Here is a 21,367-nt window from a genome sequence, read left to right on the forward strand (position 1 = left end):
ATAAAGGTCAAACGAAACCACTTTAAATCAAAAAAATATGTAGTTGTACCATGAAATATTCGCTATGTTTTCGAAATTCCCTGCTTATGTATCTTCAACATCATAACCGAATTACATAAATTTAAACGTTACGAAAACTGGAGAAAAAAGAAAAGAACGCCTTTTAACTGAAGCGTTCTTTCGATAATTAGTCTTTTAAAAGATAGGTTACTTTATTTAAAATCTTTTCGATTTGTTTCGCGTTTTTACTATACATTTCGCTTGCTGACTTCGACTTTGTTTCTAGGGAAAATAGTTCAAGATCAGCATGACATTTTTTTAAAGATGCTAATAATAAAGGTTTGTTTTGAGGAGAAGGCATTTGGAGTTTGTCATTGTAAATGTCGATAGTAAGTTGTCCGTATGAATCCACTTGACCGAGGAAGACATTTTCAATAACAACACCGATTTTTTCTAATTCTGAATGTAGCCAAGCGCGGTTATGTCCGCTTGCTGAAAGAGGTTCATCTAGTACATTTCCATCCATAATAACAGTTTGTGGTTCTTTCTCGTTTGGTACTTTTAAACCGATGTCTTTTGCTGTAAGTGGCTGAGAATCTTTCTTTAATAGTACATTTAATTCTCCGCTCGGTTCTAAGACAGCAAATTCGACTTCCGCTATACTGAATGCACCATTTCCTCTAAGAAGTTCAAGTAACTCATCACTTGTATATTTCTCTTTCTTTAAGTTATCCTCAAGTACTTTTCCGTCTTTTATTAGCACTGTCGATTTTCCTTCAAAGAAATCTCTAGCGGCTTTGTTTTTTAAGGAAAGAATGCCAACAAAAAAAGGTACCGAGGCGAAAATAAGTATTGCAAAGACGCCGTGGAAAAATTTTGAATCAAGCCCTGTAGATACTTGGGCAGCGATGTCACCGATTGTCATTCCCGCTATGTATTCAAAAAAGGAAAGTTGAGAGATTTGCCTTTTTCCTAAGCACTTTGTAATAGTGAATAAAATAATTAATATGAATACAGAGCGAAGGATGACAAGTGTCCATTCCGGTAGGTGAGACATAGTCATTTCCTCCAGTCTACTTAAAACCCTTTATATTGAGGTTCTTCACGTTCTAATACTGAAACTCTATCCTGTAAATCAGCGATGACACTGTCCATTTCTAACATACATTCATGAAATACGCGTTTTGCTTCATCGTCTGTAGAGTTTAGCGAAAGGGAACTTAAGCTTGCTTGAGCTCCCCTTACACTAGCAAGGCAAGTTTTTACGCTAGCGATAACAGTCATATAAACACCTCTTATCCTTTCGGTTTGAATAACAACGCTCCAATGAAGCCGAAAATAATAGCTGCTGATACACCGGCGCTCGTTACTTTAAACATGCCGGTAATAACGCCAACGATGCCATGTTTTGCAGCTTCTTCCATTGCGCCATGAACGAGGGCATTACCAAAGCTTGTAATAGGTACAGTTGCCCCGGCTCCAGCGAAATCAATTAATGGCTCATACAAATTAAATCCATCTAATATAGCTCCAGCAACAACGAGTGTTGCCATTGTATGAGCGGGTGTTAGTTTGCCGACATCAAACATAAGTTGGCCGATTACACATATGAGTCCGCCAATGACGAAAGCCCAGAAAAAAATCATTGCGTTGCACCTCCAAATTCAATCGAAACGGCATGAGCGATACACGGAATCGTTTCTTCTTGTTGGAATGTAAGTGGAGATAGTAAAGCGCCTGTCGCAACGACAAGTATTTTTTTGAACTCTCCTCTTTTCATTCGGTTTAATAAATGACCGTAAACGACTGTTGCGGAACATCCAGGCCCGCTAGCACCAGCTATGACAGGTTGTCCTTCTCTATAAATGATAATTCCGCAATCTTGAAATTGTTTGCTCGTTACTTTCGTTCCGTGTTTATGTAGTAAGTCATAAGCAATTTCGCGTCCTACATGTCCGAGATCGCCTGTTACGATTAAATCGTAGTAAGAGGCATCAATTTGGCGTTCACGTAAATGGGCTTCAATTGTATCAACTGCAGCTGGAGCCATTGCGCCTCCCATATTAAACGGATCCGTTAATCCCATATCAACCACTCGTCCGATTGTTGCAGAGGTTACTCTTGGACCGTGTCCAGTATCGCTTAAAATAGCGGCTCCTGCTCCGGTTACTGTCCACTGTGCAGTAGGCGGCTTTTGTCCACCGTATTCGGTAGGGTAGCGGAATTGTTTTTCTACAGCAGTATTATGGCTTGAAGCTCCAGTTAATAAATATTTTGCACCTTTTGCATTTACGATACTTGCTCCAAGTGCTAAACCTTCCATAGAAGTAGAGCAAGCCCCGAATAGTCCGAGATAAGGAGTGCCAAGTGTGCGGCAAGCAAAGCTTGTTGGAGTGATTTGATTAATTAAATCTCCTGCGAGTACGAATTGAATATCGTCTTTACGAAGTTCTGCTTTTTCAGTAGCGCGGCTACAAGCTTCTTCGAATAAAATTTTATGTGCTTTTTCATAGGAATCTTGTCCAAGCCATAAATCTTCATGAAGGATATCGAAGTCTTCTGGGATGTTCCCCTTTGCTTCAAATGGTCCACCGACAACCCCTGTTGAGATAATGACTGGTTTGTTTTCAAATACCCACGTTCGGTGTCCTTGTAACATTTATAGCCCTCCCCATTGAACGAGAATCGTTTTAATAAGTGCGATGACGAAAGCGGAAAATACACCAAATAAAATAACAGAACCCGCTAGTTTAAACATATTGCCGCCAACGCCAAGGACAAATCCTTCCGTTCGATGCTCAATACATGCTGCAATAACAGAGTTACCAAATCCAGTAACAGGTACAGCTGTGCCAGCACCAGCAAACTGCCCAAAACGATCGTATATACCAAATCCAGTTAGTAACATAGAAATGAAAATAAGAGTTGCGACTGTCGGATTTCCTGCTGAGCGTTCAGTGAAATCAAAATATGTGATATAAAAAGTAGAAATGAGTTGTCCGATGAAGCAAATAAAACCACCGACGAAAAAGGCTTTTATACAATTTTTTAAGACAGGTCTTTTCGGTTCGCGTTCTTGTTCGAATTTTTTATACTCCTGTTGTACAGGGGTTAAGTTTTTATCTTTACTAGACATTGCAATCCTTCCTTTTCTTTTAAAAAGCGTTAAGTGTTAGACTCCATTTTTTTACCAATGAATTTTAATTGTTTATTAATTTCATCTTTAGATACTTCTTTTTCCTTAATTTTTCTTTCGAGTTTTTCGAGTAACATAAAGATTTTTTTATCTGTACTGACACGAACATCGAAAGTAGGATGCTCATCACTTAGCTGCTTTTGAAGCTTCTTACGAAGAGGTTTTAATCCAAACCTTTCGTGATGCTCAGGTGTAACTGCTATGTAGAGATCTAAATTTGAATTCACTGCTGTGCTTTTTATAATTTCATCCATAGCGAGAGCTCTTTTCTTCGCTCCTTGTGATATAGATTGATTAAAGGATTCCGTACTCGTCTTTGTTAACTTTGGACCTTTTTCTTTCTCCGTTCGTTTTGCTTCTTCTTTCACTTTTTTATCTAAAGGACTATTATCACATCCGGTAAAAGAGCTAAATAGAAGTGCAAATAATGCGGTTATGAGGCCGAGTTTTCGCATAATTATCATTCCATTTCTATTGCAATATGTAATGTGATAGAAAAAGGATGACTGCATATCATCCTTTTTCTATTTCACAGCAAGACTGATTTGTTATTGCTGTGAGTATTGTGGTTCTTCTTGTTGGACTTCTTCAACGCGTGGGTTTAAAGAATCGATAATCGTTTGTGTTTGCTGCGCAGCTGTTTGGAAAAGTTGCTTCGCTTGTTGGTTATCCGTATCAAGAGCGAATCCCTCTAAGCTAGCTTGTGCACTTTTTAATCCAGAAACAGTTTGCTTTAGTTTCGTAATTACAGTCATTGAATGAAGCCCCCTTTGGAATATCAATTCAAAGATTATAATTTGTGAGTTGGGGTGAATTTATGATTGGAAAATTTAGGGGTGAAATAGATTTTATATGCTTTTAGCTAAGATGCATAAGGTATTACGGGGATATTTTTATTGATTTAGATGGATTTTATTGCTATTATTATGAGAAGAAAATGAAGTGTTTTCTATAATCATGCGCCCATAGCTCAGTCGGATAGAGCGGTGGTTTCCGGTACCACGTCTGCCGGGGGTTCGAATCCCTCTGGGCGCGTCAAAAAGTCCTAACTTACGTTTTGTAGGTTAGGACTTTTTTGTTTATCTCATTATTTGAGGGTTAAACAAAACAAACTGATGGAAGTCTCATTTTATATGTGTACTTTCAAAATGCCTTGTCTCATTGCTTCTGTTAAAGCTTCGGAGCGTGATCCTACTTTTAATTTTTTGAAGATTTTTGTTAGGTTGTATTCTACAGCTCTTGAACTCATGTACAGTTCATCAGCAATTTGTTTATTGCTACTTCCTTTAGAGACGGATTCTAAGATTTCTAATTCTTTTTGTGTAAGAAGAGCGGTTTTATTTTCAAGTTGTTGAGTCGTTATATCGTCTGTACGTAGTTGACGTAATAACGAAATAGGAAGTAAAGTATATCCGTTTACAGCTGCACGAATTGCCATTAATAGCTCTTGCTGAGAAGCTGATTTACTAATAATGCCGCTGATACCAGAGTTTATTAATAAATTGAATTGGGATACGTATTCAAAACCTGTATATAAAATGATTTTTGCATCTGTTTGAATATGTAATATTTTCTGGGCGAGTTCAATACCACTGCAATTGGGCATATTCATATCCAAGAGGTATACGTCAAAAGGTGTAGCATCACTTTTTATAAGTGCTTCCTGTTCATTTAAAATATATTCTGCTTGCATATCTTCTTCTAATTCAATCATGCTCTTTGTTCCTTCGCCTACAATTTGATGATCATCTACAATTAATACTCGAATCATTATTTACCACCTCGGAACTGTAATGTTTATTTGAAGTCCTTTTTTTGCTTCGGATACTATATGTATTTCTCCACCAATTGATTGAAGCCTTCCTTTTATACCGGAAAGCCCCATATGCTGCTTAGGAGAGTGGGGAGTGTCTATATTAAAACCTTTGCCGTTGTCTCGGTAGTCTAGGAAAATACAGTTATTCTCTTCCCATAAAAAAATCGATACGATGGTTGCCTCGGAATGTTTATCTGCGTTTGTTAGTAGTTCTTGAATGATGCGATATAAAGATAAAATTTTGTCAAAATCGTAATGATGTTCTTGAATTGATTCATGATCAAATTGAATTTGAAACTGCACACGTAATTGTGTTTGGGCTAGCAATTCTCTTAATGCACCAATTAAACCAGCATCTGATAAAAGTGATGGACGCAATTCATTACATGTGTCGCGAATTTGTTGTATTACATCGTGCATACCGAAGTGGATTTTTTTTAGTTCATTTTTTAATTCTAGTGGAACGGATTTGTTTTTTAGTAAAGAGTCTAGTTTGCGGTACCATACAATTTGATCTTGTAATGCAGAGTCGTGTAAATCTGAAGCAAGTCGGCGCCTTTCTTGTTCAGAAATTTGAAAGAGTAGGCGTGATAAGCTTGCAGAATTTGTTTTGGATTCTAAACTCTCCTGCTCTAGAGAATGAATAATTTCATTAATGGTATACAAGTTTTCGTAAATAAGACGGACGTATGTCGTGACAGTGATGAACCATGATTTTTCATGCGTATTATATTTAATATTATTCACTTTTGTTCCAATCCAGATGTAGTGTTTTATATGTTTAGTAGAGTATAAGTAAATACCGATGCATCCATCATCCTCTAATAAATCATTAATTAGTAATGCTGCCATACTCCATTTTTTCTTTTTAGAAAGTGTGAAATCTTTCGTTTGTCCATATCCGTTGCATCGTGTATATGTGTTTTCTTTCATATCATATTGAACAAATTGAATAAAAGAAGGTTTCAACATCGAAACGATTTCATTAGTGAATTTTTTCTCTAACTCTTCTGTTTTCATAATAGATGATAGCTGTGCGGTAAACTGTTCAATATTTACGTATAAGTTTGTTTTAGTCCGAAAGAGGTGATTACGAAATGTAAAATCTAATCTTTCTTTTAATATGAGAAATAGAATATTTAACGGAAAAATAATAATAAAACTTTGCAGCAGTCGAGAGAGAAAATTGTCTTTGTAATAAATGCTCCAGCTCGTAATGATTGCAATTAATAGAGTTGGGATTAATGACAGAAATGCGTAATACCGTAAACGATCAAATACAAAATCTACATCAAAAATCTGCTTCGTCGCTACTAAATAAAAATAACCGATTGGAAGAGCGATTAGGAACATAGCTCCAATATCTGCTGAGAGAATCGGTGTACTGAATATTGCATCTGGAAGGGCATAGAGTGTAACGAACGGAAAGAAGGCAATGGAATGAATCGTGAGCATTAATTTTAAAAATGGTTTATGTACTGTATTGTGATATTTGATATAGGCACGGATTAAAAAATATATGCAAAAGATAATATTTATTGAAAGGTAAATTAGTTCTAATCCATCGGTATTAACTACGGGAAATGGAATGAACATCGTTAAAATAGAGAGTGATAGTAAAATAATGCCAATTGCAATATCGATTTTTAGAAATCTCATAGAAATGACGTATAGTTGCTTTTTCTTGAATAACTCATTCAATAATAAAATGAGAGACATAGGTGTACCTTGAAATACAATACTTAAAATAATGAGGGCGATAAAATCACCTTTACCAGATTCAACTGCGATTAGAAGACTTGAGGAAGTCATGAATAGAAACGTAATCAAAAAGAATGTTTCCCGGCTCAAAGGCTTCTTTGTATAAAGAAAAATAGATAACCCTAAACAAATAAAAGCGAGTAGGAAGGGAAAGTATATAGAAATAATTTTGTCACGAGAATCAATAAAATGTTGTGTTCCTTTATAAGTTTGGATGATATCGCCTTTTTTAACTTGTATTTCAGATGCATTTAGTGATTGGTTTTGATATCCAGGAAGTATTCCTAAATGAGGCTTTTCTTTATTTATCGAATAGATTATATCGCCTTCTTTTAAGTCCGTATGAAAAGCCCAACCGGAGGATTTAATTTTTGCTATTGTGTATGTAGCTGAGTCTGTTTTAGAAATAAGAACTCCACTATATGGTTGGTTTATTTTATATAAGATATAGCCTTGTAAACAAAAATACAGGATAGTTACACATAAAATGAAAACGAAGTTACGTTGTATCTGCAACGGTTTGGACACCTCTCTTTGTAGGTATATCGTTTAATTTCTGAATATTTTTATAATAACATTTAAGAAGTTTTCATACAATCAACTTCATCTGTTGAAATTGCGGTGAACCACATAAGAGTGGTTCGCTTTTTTTACGGTAAATACAGTACGGATTGCGGACAATAGCATCAGAAAGAAGTCTATGATAAAGATACAACTTAACAAGTCAATGAAGGAGGAAATAGTTATGAAAAAGTTTTTGTTGATGGTAGGCGGGATGGTATTAGGAATGGCGGTTATTTATTTCGTAAAAAGCTAAAAGGAGCTGTTATGGATGGCATTTGAAATTCAAGGATTAAATAAAACATTTGGTGAATATAAAGCCGTTAATGATTTAAATATACGTGTAGAAGAAGGTGGAATTTTAGGGATGCTGGGCCGAAATGGTGCTGGTAAGACGACAACGATTCGTATGATCTTAGATTTAATCAAACCGGATAGCGGCCAAATTCTATGGAATAATCGCCCTTTTTCAAAGAAAGACCTATCTATTGGCTATTTACCAGAAGAGCGTGGATTATACCCGAAAATGAATGTAGTGGAGCAATTGGTGTATTTCGGCAAGTTAGAAGGAATGCCAGCTAATCTTGCAAAAAGGCATGCGTTACAGTGGCTAGAAAAATTAGAAATGACACCACATTTAAAGAAGAAAACAGAGGAATTGTCAAAGGGAAATCAACAAAAAATTCAATTGATTTCAGCGATATTGCATAATCCGGAATTCATCATACTAGATGAGCCATTTAGTGGATTGGATCCTGTAAATGCAGAGATGTTAAAAAATGTTGTACTTGAGTTAATCGCGCAAAGAAAAACGATTATCTTTTGTAGTCATCAAATGGACAGTGTAGAAACGTTCTGTGAGGAAATTTGTATTATGAAAAACGGTCAAATTGTATTATCGGGTGCCTTGTCAGATATTAAGAAAAGTTATCAATACAAATATATGACGTTGCAAACGGAAGGGGATATTGAACCGATTCTTAAGAAGAAAAATTTCAATTTTGAAAAAGTTAATCGTACGTTCATGATTAAAGTTAATGATGGAGAGGATGCATTTTCGCTGCTTGAAGACATTAAAACTAAACAATATATCCGAGATGTTTCTATTAAAGAACCTTCTTTACATCAAATCTTTGTTGAAAAGGCGGGTGCATAAGTAATGAGGAATTTCTGGATTGTTTTAGGGCAAACGTATTGGGATCGTGTGAGGACGAAAATATTTATTGGGATGACATTGTTATTAATAGGGGGAGGGATATTCTTATTCTCCTTTCCAACTTTAGTACAAAAGTTTTCTGGAGAGAAAGAAAAAGCAAAAGTTGTATTTATTTCCGAAGCACCTAATGTTACTTTGGATCAATCTAATCTTAGTAAAGCTCTTCCAGAATGGGATTGGTATTTAGGTGATAAAACAAAATTAAATCAATATAAGCAAGATTTGTTAGATAAGAAAGTCGAAGCGCTCTTTATATTAAAAGAGGGTGCGGGTGCTGAACCAGTATTAGATTACTTTATGAAGGTGGATAATCCTAAGTTGATTCAAAGTGCGCAGGTATTTGTACAAAATCAGTATTTTCAAAGTGCGGTAGTTAAACAACAGTTATCAGAAGAGGCTGTGAAATCACTGACGATGAACGTGCAAGCGAAAAAGCAAAACTTAAATAACGAAGAAACAAGCTCATTCTTACTGGTGTATTTATTAGTGGCGATTATGTACTTAGCAATTACTTCGTATGGAAATGCGATTGCTACAGCGGTAGCGTCAGAGAAGGCGTCGCGTGTTATGGAAGTGATGGTAACGAAGGTGTCGCCTGTTCACATGGTCTTTGGGAAGATATTAGGAGTCGGTCTTGCTAGTTTGACACAGTTATTTATTTTCTTCCTTAGTATGGCGCTATATATTAAATCTGGAATTTTTAAGGTATCGGATTCGTTTTTTGGAGTGAATATTGATGTAAATATGATTACAGGTGAGCATGCTGCATATTTCTTGTTATATTTTGTTCTCGGTTACTTCGTTTATGCGGCACTTTTCGCAGTGTTTGGTTCTATGGTAAGCAGGCCAGAAGAATTATCCGGAACAACGATGCCGATTACTCTTATATTGATGGGAAGCTTAGTGGTGGAGTTATTAGTAGTACTTGATAACCCTGAAGGGCTAGTATCAAGGGTGACATCATATGTTCCGTTTACAGCCCCAATTAGTATGGTAGTTAGGATTATTAATGGATCCGTTGGGAGTTTAGAAATTATTACATCTATGGTTGTATTACTGGCTAGCATTAGCTTAATTGCTATGTTTGCAGCGAAGGTCTATCCGAAAGGTGTATTAAGAAGTGGTAAGAGCCTTAAATTCATTCAATTGTTAAAAAATAATTAATTGCAGGGGGGAATAAATTATGGGATTTTTTTCGAAAAGAAAACAAAAAATGATGGATAGTAATAACGAGAGAAGCGTGAAAAAAATAGTTGAGTTGTCTGTGGAAGAGATGAGAGGAATTCAAGGAGCGTCTAGTGAATCGAACGATTATCTCTATGATTCCTATGTAATTAGGAATCAAAGTTCCTTAGCTTTAAATAAGAGGTTTCTTTCTTAATTAAGTATCGTAAAAGAGTAGTTAGGCATAGTGAAGTGTCACTATACCTAAACTGCTCTTTTTATTTTGGAATTGAACAGAGATAAATTTAATGTTGTTATATATAAAATTAAGGGTTACTATTAGTATGTGGTAACAAATAATTGAGTTTATTATTTTCTTTCAATATTATTCAAATTTAGGTTGTAAGTTGTAAATCTCATTAATACATATAAATTAATAATATTTTGGAATGGGTGTCTGCGTGAGGATTCTCCTTTTACCAAACTTATTGTACAATAGAAACAAGGGGGAGATTAGTTTGAAGGCAAGTCTTTTACAAGAACAAAGCTTACGTTTGGCAATGACACAAGAGTTAAGGCAAGCGATTACAATGCTCCAGTATAATGTACAAGAATTATCGGAGTTTTTGTATGAGCAATCGTTAGAGAATCCCCTTATTGAGTTAGGTGGTTTTGAGAGGGAGAAGAAAAAGAGCTCTAACAACAGTAAAAGTACCAGCAAACAAGTCGAGAATCAGATGGAGATCTACAGTGTGGATTCTACAACGATTCAGCAACATTTATTAAATCAAATACAGTATTATAAAATAGATGAAGAAGAGCGAAAAGTAGCTTCTTTCATTATTATGAACATGGATGGAAATGGATATTTACAAGAAACGAATGAAGAGTTAGCAGAGCTCCTTTCTGCGCCCATTCATGTAGTCGACCGCTCTGTAGAGCTTGTCCAATCACTGGAACCAGCAGGGGTAGGGGCGCGTAATATTCAGGAATGTTTAACTTTGCAATTGAAGCGCTTACAAAGACGTAATGGATTAGCAGAAGAGGTTGTAGAAGATCATTTCGCTTATTTCGTGAAGAAAGATTGGCGAAAGCTCGTTCAAGTGTTGAAGTGTAGTAATGAGGAATTGCAGAGTGCGGTAAATTGTATAACTTCATTACAACCAAAACCTGGTCTTGCGTTTTCTTCAGATAAACCACTTTACATTGTACCTGATATGGCGGTGAAAAAAGATGGCGATCGCCTCATTTTACAAATGAATGAGAGAAATATGCCGAGAATTGAAATTCACTCTGAATATAGTGCGCTTCTTAATAATAGTGAAAGTGAAGTAGCATCTTACGTATCAGAAAAGTATCAGCATGTGCAGTGGATTATGCGTAGTTTGAAGCAGAGAAAACAGACATTGCTGCAAGTAATGACTATTATTATGGAAAAACAACGTGATTTCTTCTGGAAAGGTCCAGAGTATTTAAGACCTCTCGCTTTAAAAGAGGTAGCGGAAGAGTTAAGTGTGCATGAATCGACAATTAGTCGTGCGACGCGAAATAAATATGTGCAAACACCACACGGTTTATTTGAGATGAAATCGTTCTTTAGCAATGCCGTTTCGACGACTGAAGATGAAGCAGTTTCTACAAAACGTGTAAAACAATTTATTCAAACGCTAATTGGGGCAGAGGATAAGAAAAAGCCACTTTCAGATCAAAAGATTTCAAAATTATTAGAAGAAGAGCATGAAATTGTTATTTCTCGAAGAACAGTGGCGAAGTATAGAGAACAAATGCATATCCCAGCTTCGTCATTACGAAAAACGATCGGATAGGTGAAGAAGATGAAAGTTGTACTGTATACTAAAAAAGATTGTGGCCTTTGCGTGAAGGCGAAACAAGTTTTACAGGAAGTACAATGTGAATATTCTTTTCAAATCGAGGAAATAGATATATATGAAGATAATGACCTTTTAGAAAAATATCACTTAATGATTCCGGTTGTAGAAATGGACGGAAAACAAGTAGAATATGGTAACATTCACAAAGGTGTCATAATAAACTATATAAAGAATGCAGTTAAGAGTTGAATAAGTTTCTATCTCCTGTTACAATAATACACGTAGCAGGGATTATTTTTTTAACCTATGTGGGACACAAAATGTCACTACGGGACGTAAAGTGACCACGAAGGAAAAATGAACCGATGTAGTGAGGAGAAAAGATATGCGCTCATGGATTCAGAACACAAAAAAATTATTACCTGATCTGCTACCTGTTATGCAAACGAGAATGCAAATTCTTCAATACATTAGGCTCATGCAGCCGATTGGAAGAAGAAACTTATCAGCAAGTCTCGGTATGACAGAACGAGTATTGCGAAGTGAAGTTCAAGTTTTGAAAGAACAAAACTTAGTTCACGTCGCTTCTTCTGGAATGACTTTGACAGAAGAAGGAACAGCTTTAGTTCTTGCTTTGGAAGACTTTATGAAAGAAATTTCCGGGTTAAAGGTTTTAGAAAAGCAACTTAAGGAAACATTAGACTTGGATGAAGTTTTCGTTGTCCCTGGTGATAGTGATGAATCACCTTGGGTCAAACTGGAGATGGGCCGTGCTTGTGTGACTTGTATAAAAGACCGTCTGACAGCGAATAATATCGTTGCTGTGGCTGGAGGAACTACGCTAGCTGCTGCTGCGGACATGATGCAACTTGATTGCAAAGATTTACATATGCTATTTGTCCCAGCACGTGGTGGAATTGGAGAAGGCGTCGAATTAGAAGCCAATACCATTTGTGCCAAGATGGCGCAAAATACGATGAGTAATTATCGCTTATTGTATGTTCCAGACCATGTTAGTAGCGAAGCATATGCGTCTATTGTGACAGAGCCTTCCGTGAAAGAAGTTCTTGAGTTGATTCGATCTTCCAATATCGTCATTCATGGAATAGGTGATGCGTTAACAATGGCACGTCGCAGAAGTACTTCAGAAGCAGATTGGTTAAAGATTCAGGCAAGCGAAGCAGTTGGCGAAGCTTTCGGTTACTACTTTAATGAAGAAGGAAATGTTGTTCATAAAGTAAGAACAGTTGGTATGCAACTAGAGGATTTACAAAATGTATCTCACGTTGTTGCAGTCGCTGGAGGTTCTTCAAAGGCAAAAGCAATACAGGCTGTAATTAAACAAGGGCACACTTCAATTCTAATTACAGATGAAGGTGCAGCAAAACAGTTAACAAAGGGTTTTACCCTTTAATATAATCCCCCAAGGAGGAAATTCAAATGACTAAAATTGGTATTAATGGATTTGGACGTATCGGACGTAACGTATTCCGCGCAGCTCTTAACAACTCTGAGGTAGAAGTAGTAGCAATCAACGACTTAACAGATGCTAAAACATTAGCTCACCTTTTAAAATATGACACAGTTCACGGAACTTTAAATGCAGAAGTATCTGCTAACGAAAACAGCATCGTTGTTAACGGTAAAGAAATTAAAGTTATCGCTGAGCGTGACCCAGCTCAATTACCATGGAGCGACTACGGAGTAGAAGTAGTAGTAGAATCTACTGGCCGTTTCACTAAAAAATCAGACGCTGAGAAACACTTAGGTGGATCAGTTAAGAAAGTTATCATCTCAGCTCCAGCTTCTGACGAAGATATCACTGTAGTTATGGGTGTTAACCACGAACAATACGATGCAGCTAACCACAACGTAGTATCTAACGCTTCTTGTACTACAAACTGTCTAGCTCCATTCGCTAAAGTATTAAACGAAAAATTCGGCGTAAAACGCGGAATGATGACAACAATTCACTCTTACACTAACGACCAACAAATCTTAGACTTACCACACAAAGATTTACGTCGTGCTCGTGCAGCAGCTGAAAACATGATCCCAACATCTACTGGTGCAGCTAAAGCTGTAGCATTAGTATTACCAGAACTTAAAGGTAAATTAAACGGTGGCGCTGTACGTGTTCCAACTGCTAACGTTTCTCTAGTTGACCTAGTTGTTGAACTTGACAAAGAAGTAACAGTTGAAGAAGTAAATGCAGCATTCAAAGCAGCAGCTGAAGGCGAATTAAAAGGTATCCTTGGATACAGCGAAGAGCCATTAGTATCTATCGACTATAACGGATGTACAGCTTCTTCTACAATCGATGCATTATCTACAATGGTAATGGAAGGTAACATGGTTAAAGTACTTTCTTGGTACGATAACGAAACTGGTTACTCTAACCGCGTAGTAGACCTAGCAGCTTACATGACTTCAAAAGGTCTTTAATTCTTAATTATATAAGTTATCAATGACAAAACGAGGGAGAGGGTTTGTTCCCTCTCTCTCTTCTTTCGTTTTAAAAGCAAATGTGTTAAGCTTTTGAGTGGGTTTTGTCAATCCTAACTAGTAGTCGGAGGGAAATCCAATGAACAAAAAATCAATTCGTGACGTAGATTTAAAAGGTAAGCGTGTATTTTGCCGCGTTGATTTCAACGTACCTATGAAAGAAGGCAAAATTACAGATGAAACTCGTATCCGTGCAGCTCTTCCTACAATTCAATATTTAGTAGAGCAAGGTGCGAAAGTTATTTTAGCAAGTCACTTAGGCCGTCCAAAAGGTCAAGTAGTAGAAGAAATGCGTTTAACTCCAGTAGCAGCACGTTTAGGTGAGCTTCTTGGTAAAGACGTTAAAAAAGCGGACGAAGCATTCGGACCAGTTGCACAAGAAATGGTTGCAGCAATGAACGAAGGCGACGTATTAGTTCTTGAAAACGTACGTTTCTATGCGGGCGAAGAAAAGAACGATGCAGAACTTGCGAAAGAATTTGCAGCACTTGCTGACATCTTCGTAAACGATGCATTCGGTGCAGCTCACCGTGCTCACGCTTCTACAGCAGGTATCGCAGACTACCTACCAGCAGTATCTGGTCTATTAATGGAAAAAGAGTTAGATGTACTTGGTAAAGCACTTTCTAACCCAGAACGTCCATTTACAGCTATTATCGGTGGTGCGAAAGTAAAAGATAAAATCGGTGTAATTCGTCATCTATTAGACAAAGTAGATAACTTAATCATCGGTGGTGGACTTGCTTACACATTCGTTAAAGCTTTAGGTCATGAAATTGGTCTATCTCTATGTGAAGACGACAAGATCGAACTAGCTAAAGAATTTATGCAACTTGCAAAAGAAAAAGGCGTAAACTTCTACATGCCAGTTGATGTTGTAATCACTGAGGAATTCTCTGAAACTGCAACAACTAAAATCGTTGGTATCGACTCTATCCCTTCTAACTGGGAAGGCGTGGACATCGGTCCTAAAACACGTGAAATTTATGCAGATGTAATTAAAAATTCTAAGCTTGTTGTATGGAATGGACCAATGGGTGTATTCGAAATGACTCCATTCGCAGAAGGTACAAAAGCAGTAGGACAAGCATTAGCAGATGCAGAAGATACATACTCTGTTATCGGCGGTGGTGACTCTGCAGCAGCTGTTGAAAAATTCGGTATGGCTGATAAAATGAGCCACATTTCTACTGGCGGCGGTGCGTCATTAGAATTCATGGAAGGTAAAGAGCTTCCAGGTGTAGTTTGTCTTAACGACAAATAAGTAGCAGCCAAAGAAAAAGGACGGTGCAAAGCATGCGTAAACCAATTATCGCAGGTAACTGGAAAATGAATAAAACTCTATCAGAAGCAGTTAGTTTCGTAGAGGAAGTTAAAGGTCAAATCCCAGCAGCTTCAGCTGTTGATGCAGTAGTTTGCTCTCCAGCTCTATTCTTAGAGCGCCTTGTAGCAGCAACTGAAGGAACTGACTTACAAGTAGGTGCACAAAACATGCACTTCGAAAAAAATGGTGCATTCACTGGCGAAATTAGCCCAGTAGCACTTAGCGACTTAAAAGTTGGCTATGTAGTACTTGGCCACTCTGAGCGTCGTGAAATGTTTGCTGAAACAGATGAGTCAGTAAACAAAAAGACTATCGCAGCATTTGAACATGGTTTAACACCAATCGTATGTTGTGGTGAGACTTTAGAAGAGCGCGAAAGCGGAAAAACATTTGATCTAGTAGCAGGTCAAGTGACAAAAGCACTTGCAGGTTTAACAGAAGAGCAAGTTAAAGCAACTGTTATCGCTTATGAGCCAATCTGGGCTATCGGTACAGGTAAATCTTCTTCTTCTGCAGATGCAAACGAAGTATGTGCGCACATCCGTAAAGTTGTTGCAGAAGCTGTTTCTCCAGAAGCTGCAGAAGCTGTTCGTATCCAATACGGCGGTAGCGTAAAACCAGAAAACATTAAAGAGTATATGGCACAATCTGACATCGACGGCGCTTTAGTTGGCGGTGCTAGCTTAGAGCCAGCTTCGTTCTTAGGTCTTCTGGGGGCGGTAAAATGAGAAAGCCAACAGCTTTAATCATTCTTGACGGTTTCGGACTTCGTGAAGAAACTTACGGGAATGCTGTAGCACAAGCTAAGAAACCTAATTTTGATGGTTACTGGAATAAATTCCCTCACACAACGCTTACAGCTTGTGGCGAGGCAGTAGGTCTTCCAGAAGGTCAAATGGGTAACTCTGAGGTTGGTCACTTAAATATCGGTGCTGGCCGCATTGTATATCAAAGCTTAACACGCGTTAACGTTGCAATTCGTGAAGGTGAGTTCGATAAGAACGAAACGTTCCAAAGTGCAATTAAAAGCGTAAAAGAAAAAGGTACTGCACTTCATTTATTCGGTTTACTTTCTGACGGTGGTGTGCACAGTCACATGAATCACATGTTTGCTCTTCTTCGCTTAGCAGCTAAAGAAGGCGTTGAGAAAGTATACATTCATGCATTCTTAGATGGCCGCGATGTTGGACCAAAAACAGCACAAAGCTATATCGATGCAACAAATGAAGTAATTAAAGAAACAGGAGTAGGACAATTCGCGACTATCTCTGGTCGTTATTACTCCATGGACCGTGACAAGCGTTGGGATCGCGTAGAAAAATGTTACCGTGCTATGGTAAATGGTGAAGGCCCTACTTATAAATCAGCAGAAGAGTGTGTAGAAGACTCTTATGCGAACGGTATCTATGATGAATTCGTATTGCCGTCTGTAATTGTTAACGAAGATAACACGCCAGTTGCAACAATCAATGATGATGATGCAGTTATCTTCTATAACTTCCGTCCAGACCGTGCAATTCAAATTGCTCGTGTATTTACAAACGAAGACTTCCGTGAGTTCGATCGTGGTGAAAAAGTACCTCACATTCCAGAATTCGTATGTATGACACACTTTAGTGAAACTGTAGATGGTTACGTGGCATTCAAGCCAATGAACCTTGATAACACTTTAGGTGAAGTTGTTGCGCAAGCGGGATTAAAGCAACTTCGCATCGCGGAAACTGAAAAGTATCCGCACGTTACATTCTTCTTTAGCGGTGGTCGTGAGGCTGAATTCCCAGGAGAAGAGCGTATCTTAATTAACTCACCAAAGGTTGCAACGTATGACTTGAAACCTGAAATGAGCATTTACGAAGTAACGGACGCTTTAGTAAATGAAATCGAAAATGATAAACATGATGTTATCATTCTTAACTTTGCGAACTGTGATATGGTTGGCCATTCTGGGATGATGGAACCAACAATTAAAGCAGTAGAAGCAACTGACGAATGTTTAGGAAAAGTTGTAGAAGCGATTCTTGCAAAAGATGGTGTAGCACTTATTACTGCTGACCATGGTAATGCGGATGAAGAATTAACTTCTGAAGGAGAGCCAATGACAGCTCATACAACTAACCCGGTTCCTTTCATTGTTACTAAGAACGACGTAGAATTACGTGAAGATGGTATCTTAGGTGATATCGCTCCAACAATGCTTACACTTTTAAATGTGGAACAACCGAAAGAAATGACAGGTAAAACAATTATTAAATAATTTGCTTATATAAAAAGGAGAGAATTTATTATGCCAACAATTATTGATGTTTATGCTCGCGAAGTCCTTGACTCTCGTGGTAACCCAACTGTAGAAGTAGAAGTTTATACAGAAAGCGGCGCTTTCGGACGCGCTATCGTACCAAGTGGTGCATCTACTGGTGAACACGAAGCAGTAGAATTACGTGACGGTGACAAATCTCGTTACCTTGGTAAAGGTGTTATTAACGCAGTAAACAACGTTAACGAAATTATCGCTCCAGAAATCGAAGGTTTCGATGTAACTGACCAAGCTGGTATCGACCGTGCTATGATCGAATTAGATGGCACTCCAAACAAAGGTAAACTAGGCGCTAACGCTATCCTTGGTGTATCTATGGCAGTAGCTCACGCAGCAGCTGACTTCGTAGGTCTTCCATTATACCGTTACCTTGGTGGATTCAATGCAAAACAATTACCAACTCCAATGATGAACATCATCAACGGTGGTTCTCACGCTGATAACAACGTTGACTTCCAAGAGTTCATGATCTTACCAGTTGGTGCTCCAACATTCAAAGAATCAATCCGTATGGGTGCTGAAGTATTCCATGCACTTAAAGCTGTATTACATGACAAAGGTCTTAACACTGCAGTAGGTGACGAAGGTGGATTCGCTCCAAACCTTGGTTCTAACCGTGAAGCTCTAGAAGTAATCATCGAAGCTATCGAAAAAGCTGGTTACAAAGCTGGCGAGAACGTATTCTTAGGAATGGACGTTGCTTCTTCTGAGTTCTACAACAAAGAAACTGGTAAATATGACCTTGCAGGCGAAGGCCGTACTGGCTTAACTTCTGCAGAAATGGTTGATTTCTATGAAGAGCTTTGCAAAGACTTCCCAATCATCTCTATCGAAGATGGTTTAGACGAAAACGACTGGGATGGTCACAAATTATTAACTGAGCGTATCGGTGATAAAGTACAATTAGTTGGTGACGATTTATTCGTAACTAACACTCAAAAACTTGCTGAAGGTATCGAAAAAGGTATCTCTAACTCAATCTTAATTAAAGTTAACCAAATCGGTACTTTAACTGAGACTTTCGAAGCTATCGAAATGGCTAAACGTGCTGGTTACACAGCAGTTGTATCTCACCGTTCTGGTGAAACTGAAGATGCTACAATCGCTGACATCGCAGTTGCAACTAACGCTGGCCAAATCAAAACTGGTTCTATGAGCCGTACTGACCGTATTGCTAAGTACAACCAATTATTACGCATCGAAGACGAGCTAGGCGAAGTAGCTGTTTACGATGGTATCAAATCTTTCTATAACATCAAACGATAATTGTAGAAAATAAACGACAGACCGTGAGAAATCACGGTCTGTTTTTTTATGCTAAAATTGTTCACCCGTCATAAGTGACATGAAATGTTTGAAGAAGCGGTTATAATCAAAATCAATTGCTATTTGATGACTCGGCCAATCAATAAATGGTTTAGATTCTCCTAAAGAGCGAAATTCTCCAATGCTTGCCCCCTGTGCATAAGATTCTGTCATGACAACGATAGGTGATTTGTGATAGGTAAACATAGAGTTATCAAGTAAAGCGAGTATTGGTATTGTGTCATGGAAGGGGCTCCCCTTTAAATGTGGTAGGGTGTCTTTATAATATCCGTAGTAATAATGATCAAATAACGGTTTGACAAGTGGAGCTTTTCCTTTTGCCTCAATGTATTCTGCCATTTCTGGTGTAATGATGGAGTATTGAGTGACGTTTAATGGGTATATGTACATGTTAGCTGTGGATTGAAGGACTATATTAGCGGCAGTAGGATCGCCATAAAAGTTTGCTTCGGAAATAGGGGTAACATTACCAGGATGTAAAAAGGCACCGCCCATTACGTAGTAAGATTTAATTTGTTTCATCAACTGTTTGCACATGATAAACAAAATTGCTAGGGAGGTAAGTCTTCCTAAACTCACAATAATTAATTCATCCTTATACTGTTCAATAAGAGGAATAACTTCAAAAAAATTCTCCATTTCTCCGTTAGTCACATTCACCTTTGGAATAATTGGACCGAGCCCCTGTTTTCCATGTACATCCGTAAAAAACGCAGGTGGGGCACCAGTAAGGGGACGTTCTGAACCACCGAATATCTTGATATTTCTATTCTTTGTTTCGTTATTAAAAAAATGAGCATTTTCTACGGCCATTTTTTTTGGAACATTGCCGTAATCAGCAACGATACCGACGATTTCTATTTCATCGATAAAGAATGCTAAGAGGAGAGCCATCGTATCATCAATCCCAGGATCACAAAAAATGAGAACTTTTTTGGGCATATGTTCACCACCTATCTTGTTTATCCCGTACAAACCAGCTTGGTGAGGGCTAATAATCAATAAGGATGAGGGGAATCTCATTGATTAAAGTTTCACTTTATATATATGTAAGTTTAAGAATAAAAAGATTATTTTATTGAAATAATAGTCTTTTAAATTCAGAAAATAAAAACTTTTTATATTAGGTCAAGGTTTTTGACGTAATTTTCGTTTAGAAATGCAGTCGTATCAAGGTTGTAAGCGTATAACATAGGCTGTTTTTGCTGTCAAGTTGATAAATTGCAGCTTTTTACAATTTATACTATGATAAAGATATTAACAGAAGATCGTATAAACATGAGGGATGATGAACATGAAATTTACAAAGATTCTTGTCCAAATTGCTGCTCTTTACGTGTTTTATATGGTTGGAACTTGGGTGCAAGAAATGTTAAATATTCCGATTCCAGGAAGTTTGATTGGAATGTTCCTCTTACTTGTTTTACTTAGCCTAAAAGTTCTTCCAGTGAAATGGTTCGATTTAGGAGCAGAAACACTCGTTGCTATTATGCCGTTTTTATTAATTCCGCCAACGCTTGGCCTAATGAATTACGGTGCTTTTTTTATGAGTAAAGGAATTTCTCTTTTCATTACAGTTGTAGCGAGTACATTTTTAATTATTATTGTCGCAGGACATACAGGACAATATCTTGCGAATAGGAAGGAAAGAGAGTCGCGATGAGCCAAATATTAATCGGAGTCGGTTGGGTTCTTTTTACGGTGCTATTATATCAATTATCTAAAAAAATCTATAAATTATTTCCAACACCATTCACCATTCCAATGCTTGTAGCAACTGGATTAATGGCTTTCCTATTTATCGTGCTTGATATACCATATCAACATTATATGGAAAGTGGTGGTGGCTGGATTGCAAAGCTACTTGGACCCGGTGTTGTAGCATTTGCAATTCCTCTTTATAAACAACGTCATGTTCTGCAAAAATATGTTGTACCGATTGCTGGTGGCGTATTGGTAGGTACAACAGTTGCAATCGCTAGTGATTTTGCGATTGCTTCACTTATGGGAACGGATAAAAGCTTAATCTTATCGTCTTTACCAAAATCGGTGACAATGCCAGTTGCGATGAGTGTTTCAGAGCAAGTCGGTGGTGTACCTTCCTTAACAGCAGCTTTCGTTGTTATTGCAGGTATTACTGGAACGATTACAGGACCCCTTTTATTAAAATGGAGTCGTGTTACAAACTCAGTTGGTAAAGGTATCGGATTTGGATGTGCTTCTCATATTATGGGTGTTATGAGAGCGATGAAAAATAACGAACATGAAGGTGTTATTGGATCGGTAACAATGACATTAACAGCAATTTTGACATGTTTACTTGGACCGTTATTTGCGATGATGTTTATGTAA

Annotated in this window: 23 protein-coding genes and 1 tRNA gene; 14 read left to right on the plus strand and 10 right to left on the minus strand. The window is 37.6% G+C overall.

Going from position 1 to position 21,367, the window contains the following annotated elements; translation table 11 throughout:
- Nucleotides 1–187: 187 nt before the first annotated feature.
- The 7 genes from IQ781_RS17345 to IQ781_RS17375 form a co-directional block, all read right to left on the minus strand.
- Nucleotides 188–1,057 (minus strand): DUF421 domain-containing protein, encoded by an 870-nt coding sequence (locus IQ781_RS17345; RefSeq protein WP_016125686.1) that lies wholly within the window; start codon nucleotides 1,055–1,057, stop codon nucleotides 188–190.
- A gap of 20 nt (nucleotides 1,058–1,077) precedes the next feature.
- The gene (locus tag IQ781_RS17350) at nucleotides 1,078–1,284 is read right to left on the minus strand and encodes a DUF1657 domain-containing protein (RefSeq protein ID WP_000215916.1); all 207 of its coding nucleotides are present in this window, start codon (nucleotides 1,282–1,284) and stop codon (nucleotides 1,078–1,080) included.
- An 11-nt stretch (nucleotides 1,285–1,295) separates the two neighbouring features.
- Nucleotides 1,296–1,646: a stage V sporulation protein AE gene (gene spoVAE, locus IQ781_RS17355; RefSeq protein WP_000575919.1), complete on the minus strand. Its 351-nt coding sequence runs from the start codon at nucleotides 1,644–1,646 to the stop codon at nucleotides 1,296–1,298.
- Nucleotides 1,643–2,659, minus strand: a complete 1,017-nt coding sequence (spoVAD, locus tag IQ781_RS17360; protein WP_000938975.1) for a stage V sporulation protein AD — start codon at nucleotides 2,657–2,659, stop codon at nucleotides 1,643–1,645. Before spoVAD ends, spoVAE begins: the two co-directional genes overlap by 4 nt.
- A complete protein-coding gene (gene spoVAC, locus IQ781_RS17365) occupies nucleotides 2,660–3,136 on the minus strand; it encodes a stage V sporulation protein AC (protein WP_000095399.1) in 477 nt (158 codons plus the stop codon).
- A 29-nt stretch (nucleotides 3,137–3,165) separates the two neighbouring features.
- A complete protein-coding gene (locus IQ781_RS17370) occupies nucleotides 3,166–3,651 on the minus strand; it encodes a YhcN/YlaJ family sporulation lipoprotein (protein WP_001228545.1) in 486 nt (161 codons plus the stop codon).
- A 93-nt stretch (nucleotides 3,652–3,744) separates the two neighbouring features.
- Nucleotides 3,745–3,951 carry a DUF1657 domain-containing protein gene (locus tag IQ781_RS17375; RefSeq protein WP_000216166.1) on the minus strand — a complete coding sequence of 69 codons (207 nt, stop codon included), beginning with the start codon at nucleotides 3,949–3,951 and terminating at the stop codon, nucleotides 3,745–3,747.
- Nucleotides 3,952–4,155: 204 nt separating this feature from the next.
- On the opposite strand from IQ781_RS17375, the gene IQ781_RS17380 reads away from it, so the two are divergent.
- Nucleotides 4,156–4,231: transfer RNA gene (locus IQ781_RS17380), tRNA-Arg, on the plus strand.
- 94 nt (nucleotides 4,232–4,325) lie between these two features.
- On the opposite strand, the gene IQ781_RS17385 is transcribed toward IQ781_RS17380, so the two are convergent.
- A complete protein-coding gene (locus tag IQ781_RS17385; RefSeq protein WP_000621765.1) occupies nucleotides 4,326–4,967 on the minus strand; it encodes a response regulator in 642 nt (213 codons plus the stop codon).
- Nucleotides 4,968–4,970: 3 nt separating this feature from the next.
- Complete coding sequence (locus IQ781_RS17390) at nucleotides 4,971–7,289, minus strand: sensor histidine kinase (protein WP_065381877.1); 2,319 nt, start codon at nucleotides 7,287–7,289, stop codon at nucleotides 4,971–4,973.
- 316 nt (nucleotides 7,290–7,605) lie between these two features.
- Here IQ781_RS17390 and IQ781_RS17395 point away from each other — a divergent pair, with 316 nt between their 5' ends.
- From IQ781_RS17395 to eno, 11 genes are all read left to right on the plus strand, one after another.
- The gene (locus IQ781_RS17395) at nucleotides 7,606–8,490 is read left to right on the plus strand and encodes an ABC transporter ATP-binding protein (RefSeq protein ID WP_000863489.1); all 885 of its coding nucleotides are present in this window, start codon (nucleotides 7,606–7,608) and stop codon (nucleotides 8,488–8,490) included.
- A gap of 3 nt (nucleotides 8,491–8,493) precedes the next feature.
- The gene (locus IQ781_RS17400) at nucleotides 8,494–9,714 is read left to right on the plus strand and encodes an ABC transporter permease (RefSeq protein WP_139847055.1); all 1,221 of its coding nucleotides are present in this window, start codon (nucleotides 8,494–8,496) and stop codon (nucleotides 9,712–9,714) included.
- 19 nt (nucleotides 9,715–9,733) lie between these two features.
- Entirely contained in the window at nucleotides 9,734–9,931 is a 198-nt protein-coding gene (locus IQ781_RS17405) for a hypothetical protein (protein WP_000505575.1), read from the plus strand.
- 301 nt (nucleotides 9,932–10,232) lie between these two features.
- Nucleotides 10,233–11,540 carry an RNA polymerase factor sigma-54 gene (gene rpoN / locus IQ781_RS17410; protein ID WP_000647957.1) on the plus strand — a complete coding sequence of 436 codons (1,308 nt, stop codon included), beginning with the start codon at nucleotides 10,233–10,235 and terminating at the stop codon, nucleotides 11,538–11,540.
- A 9-nt stretch (nucleotides 11,541–11,549) separates the two neighbouring features.
- Complete coding sequence (locus IQ781_RS17415; protein ID WP_000869730.1) at nucleotides 11,550–11,795, plus strand: glutaredoxin family protein; 246 nt, start codon at nucleotides 11,550–11,552, stop codon at nucleotides 11,793–11,795.
- 136 nt (nucleotides 11,796–11,931) lie between these two features.
- On the plus strand, nucleotides 11,932–12,960 hold the full coding sequence (gene cggR / locus IQ781_RS17420) for a gapA transcriptional regulator CggR (RefSeq protein WP_001258185.1): 1,029 nt from the start codon (nucleotides 11,932–11,934) through the stop codon (nucleotides 12,958–12,960).
- Between the two features lie 26 nt (nucleotides 12,961–12,986).
- The gene (gene gap / locus IQ781_RS17425) at nucleotides 12,987–13,991 is read left to right on the plus strand and encodes a type I glyceraldehyde-3-phosphate dehydrogenase (protein ID WP_000161236.1); all 1,005 of its coding nucleotides are present in this window, start codon (nucleotides 12,987–12,989) and stop codon (nucleotides 13,989–13,991) included.
- Between the two features lie 139 nt (nucleotides 13,992–14,130).
- A complete protein-coding gene (locus IQ781_RS17430; protein WP_001036350.1) occupies nucleotides 14,131–15,315 on the plus strand; it encodes a phosphoglycerate kinase in 1,185 nt (394 codons plus the stop codon).
- A gap of 32 nt (nucleotides 15,316–15,347) precedes the next feature.
- The gene (tpiA, locus tag IQ781_RS17435) at nucleotides 15,348–16,103 is read left to right on the plus strand and encodes a triose-phosphate isomerase (RefSeq protein ID WP_001231038.1); all 756 of its coding nucleotides are present in this window, start codon (nucleotides 15,348–15,350) and stop codon (nucleotides 16,101–16,103) included.
- On the plus strand, nucleotides 16,100–17,629 hold the full coding sequence (gpmI, locus tag IQ781_RS17440; RefSeq protein ID WP_063219974.1) for a 2,3-bisphosphoglycerate-independent phosphoglycerate mutase: 1,530 nt from the start codon (nucleotides 16,100–16,102) through the stop codon (nucleotides 17,627–17,629). Before tpiA ends, gpmI begins: the two co-directional genes overlap by 4 nt.
- Nucleotides 17,630–17,659: 30 nt before the next feature.
- Nucleotides 17,660–18,955 carry a phosphopyruvate hydratase gene (gene eno / locus IQ781_RS17445; protein WP_017657033.1) on the plus strand — a complete coding sequence of 432 codons (1,296 nt, stop codon included), beginning with the start codon at nucleotides 17,660–17,662 and terminating at the stop codon, nucleotides 18,953–18,955.
- Between the two features lie 51 nt (nucleotides 18,956–19,006).
- Here eno and IQ781_RS17450 read toward each other — a convergent pair whose 3' ends face one another.
- Entirely contained in the window at nucleotides 19,007–19,957 is a 951-nt protein-coding gene (locus IQ781_RS17450) for a nucleoside hydrolase (RefSeq protein ID WP_047792188.1), read from the minus strand.
- Nucleotides 19,958–20,309: 352 nt separating this feature from the next.
- Between IQ781_RS17450 and IQ781_RS17455 the strand changes: the two genes are divergently transcribed.
- On the plus strand, nucleotides 20,310–20,678 hold the full coding sequence (locus IQ781_RS17455; protein WP_000673222.1) for a CidA/LrgA family holin-like protein: 369 nt from the start codon (nucleotides 20,310–20,312) through the stop codon (nucleotides 20,676–20,678).
- Complete coding sequence (locus IQ781_RS17460) at nucleotides 20,675–21,367, plus strand: LrgB family protein (RefSeq protein ID WP_000078309.1); 693 nt, start codon at nucleotides 20,675–20,677, stop codon at nucleotides 21,365–21,367. Before IQ781_RS17455 ends, IQ781_RS17460 begins: the two co-directional genes overlap by 4 nt.

The organism is Bacillus sp. N447-1 (genome assembly GCF_022701035.1).
GTDB classification, from domain to species: Bacteria; Bacillota; Bacilli; order Bacillales; family Bacillaceae_G; genus Bacillus_A; species Bacillus_A cereus.

Bases quoted from the DNA above. Each gene is read 5' to 3' on its own strand.
- IQ781_RS17345 (WP_016125686.1), bottom strand. From the start codon at position 1,057: ATGTCTCACCTACCGGAATGGACACTTGTCATCCTTCGCTCTGTATTC.
- IQ781_RS17350 (WP_000215916.1), bottom strand. From the start codon at position 1,284: ATGACTGTTATCGCTAGCGTAAAAACTTGCCTTGCTAGTGTAAGGGGA.
- spoVAE (WP_000575919.1), bottom strand. From the start codon at position 1,646: ATGATTTTTTTCTGGGCTTTCGTCATTGGCGGACTCATATGTGTAATC.
- spoVAD (WP_000938975.1), bottom strand. From the start codon at position 2,659: ATGTTACAAGGACACCGAACGTGGGTATTTGAAAACAAACCAGTCATT.
- spoVAC (WP_000095399.1), bottom strand. From the start codon at position 3,136: ATGTCTAGTAAAGATAAAAACTTAACCCCTGTACAACAGGAGTATAAA.
- IQ781_RS17370 (WP_001228545.1), bottom strand. From the start codon at position 3,651: ATGCGAAAACTCGGCCTCATAACCGCATTATTTGCACTTCTATTTAGC.
- IQ781_RS17375 (WP_000216166.1), bottom strand. From the start codon at position 3,951: ATGACTGTAATTACGAAACTAAAGCAAACTGTTTCTGGATTAAAAAGT.
- IQ781_RS17385 (WP_000621765.1), bottom strand. From the start codon at position 4,967: ATGATTCGAGTATTAATTGTAGATGATCATCAAATTGTAGGCGAAGGA.
- IQ781_RS17395 (WP_000863489.1), top strand. From the start codon at position 7,606: ATGGCATTTGAAATTCAAGGATTAAATAAAACATTTGGTGAATATAAA.
- IQ781_RS17400 (WP_139847055.1), top strand. From the start codon at position 8,494: ATGAGGAATTTCTGGATTGTTTTAGGGCAAACGTATTGGGATCGTGTG.
- IQ781_RS17405 (WP_000505575.1), top strand. From the start codon at position 9,734: ATGGGATTTTTTTCGAAAAGAAAACAAAAAATGATGGATAGTAATAAC.
- IQ781_RS17415 (WP_000869730.1), top strand. From the start codon at position 11,550: ATGAAAGTTGTACTGTATACTAAAAAAGATTGTGGCCTTTGCGTGAAG.
- cggR (WP_001258185.1), top strand. From the start codon at position 11,932: ATGCGCTCATGGATTCAGAACACAAAAAAATTATTACCTGATCTGCTA.
- gap (WP_000161236.1), top strand. From the start codon at position 12,987: ATGACTAAAATTGGTATTAATGGATTTGGACGTATCGGACGTAACGTA.
- IQ781_RS17430 (WP_001036350.1), top strand. From the start codon at position 14,131: ATGAACAAAAAATCAATTCGTGACGTAGATTTAAAAGGTAAGCGTGTA.
- tpiA (WP_001231038.1), top strand. From the start codon at position 15,348: ATGCGTAAACCAATTATCGCAGGTAACTGGAAAATGAATAAAACTCTA.
- gpmI (WP_063219974.1), top strand. From the start codon at position 16,100: ATGAGAAAGCCAACAGCTTTAATCATTCTTGACGGTTTCGGACTTCGT.
- eno (WP_017657033.1), top strand. From the start codon at position 17,660: ATGCCAACAATTATTGATGTTTATGCTCGCGAAGTCCTTGACTCTCGT.
- IQ781_RS17450 (WP_047792188.1), bottom strand. From the start codon at position 19,957: ATGCCCAAAAAAGTTCTCATTTTTTGTGATCCTGGGATTGATGATACG.
- IQ781_RS17455 (WP_000673222.1), top strand. From the start codon at position 20,310: ATGAAATTTACAAAGATTCTTGTCCAAATTGCTGCTCTTTACGTGTTT.
- IQ781_RS17460 (WP_000078309.1), top strand. From the start codon at position 20,675: ATGAGCCAAATATTAATCGGAGTCGGTTGGGTTCTTTTTACGGTGCTA.